This is a genomic window from Acetomicrobium sp. S15 = DSM 107314, from assembly GCF_016125955.1.
GTDB classification, from domain to species: Bacteria; Synergistota; Synergistia; order Synergistales; family Thermosynergistaceae; genus Thermosynergistes; species Thermosynergistes pyruvativorans.
This window is the reverse complement of sequence record NZ_JADEVE010000236.1, coordinates 1-737: the sequence shown is the minus strand read 5'-3', so window position 1 is coordinate 737 and position 737 is coordinate 1. Positions and strand designations below refer to the sequence as shown.

Genomic DNA, 737 nt, shown 5'->3' with positions numbered 1-737 from the left:
CTGAGATCTCCATCTCCAGACGTGTCTTGATGTCGAGCAGGATTTTGTATTCTTGGCCCTGGCGTTCCATGTCAGCACGCAAATTCGTCAGCTGTTCTTCCAGACATGTCACCTGCATCTGGAGAGCCTGCAGCGTATTTGCGTACCGTGACTCTGTCTCAGCTAAGGTGTTTTCCAGAGCCCCTTTCATGCTAAGATGGGACTGTAGCTCGATCTCTAGGCCCTGCAGTGTGCGCCGGAGGTCAGAGATCTCTGTCTTGGATGTTTGGAGGATTTCTGTGGTGCCTGCCACTTCCTTGGTCAGCGACTCTGACTTTGTCTCGTACCAAGTTTGAAGGTCTCTCTGGTTCTTGGCGGCCATAGCCTCGTACTGCTCACGTATTTCATTCATGATGCCGTTCAAGTCAGGCTGTGTTTTTGCATCCACCTCCACGTTGATCTGTCCACTCATCTGGCTTCTCAAGGCTGCCAATTCCTCCTCATGGTTCTTTCTGAGGAAGATCAGCTCCTCTCTGAGGCCTTCTATCTGCATCTCCAGGTCTGATTTGGCCAGTGTCAGCTCATCCAACAGTCTCTTTAGACCGGCGATATCTGCCTCCACCGATTGACGCATTGCCAGCTCATTCTCGTACTTGGTTCTGAAGTCGTCTGCTGCTAGTTTTGCATTGTCAATGGCCAAATAAATGCCTCCGTTGTCGCAGCAGGCGTGCTGAATCTGTGGAATAGGAAGTTTCATT

The 737-nt window shown here is 50.7% G+C and carries 1 protein-coding gene; it reads right to left on the bottom strand.

The window, feature by feature from the left end; all coding sequences use genetic code 11:
- A partial coding sequence (locus EZM41_RS06690) for a hypothetical protein (RefSeq protein WP_198470352.1) occupies positions 1-679 on the bottom strand: 679 nt, incomplete at its 3' end.
- Positions 680-737 lie beyond the last annotated feature (58 nt).